The organism is Rhizobium sp. PRIMUS64, from assembly GCF_023006465.1.
Lineage (GTDB): Bacteria > Pseudomonadota > Alphaproteobacteria > Rhizobiales > Rhizobiaceae > Rhizobium > Rhizobium leguminosarum.
This window is the reverse complement of record NZ_JALBGX010000406.1, coordinates 1-223: the sequence shown is the minus strand read 5'-3', so window position 1 is coordinate 223 and position 223 is coordinate 1. Positions and strand designations below refer to the sequence as shown.

General features: G+C 57.8%; 1 protein-coding gene. It reads left to right on the top strand.

Features of this window, described 5'->3' with window-relative positions:
* Window positions 1–223: nitrogenase component 1 (locus tag MOV76_RS40450; protein WP_309506954.1), on the top strand; the 223-nt coding region annotated here is incomplete at both ends.

Genomic DNA, 223 nt, shown 5'->3' with positions numbered 1-223 from the left:
TGCAAGGAGGTCGGTCAGGTTACGGCTTCGTTCCATTATCCGCTGGGTGTTCAGGCGACCGACGAATTCCTGATGAAGGTCTCGGAGATTACCGGCAAGGAAATTCCTCCGGCAATCGGCCTGGAACGCGGCCGTCTCGTCGACGCTATGGCAGATAGCCAAGCCTGGCTGCACGGGAAGAAATACGCGATCTACGGCGATCCTGACTTCGTCTACGCCGTTG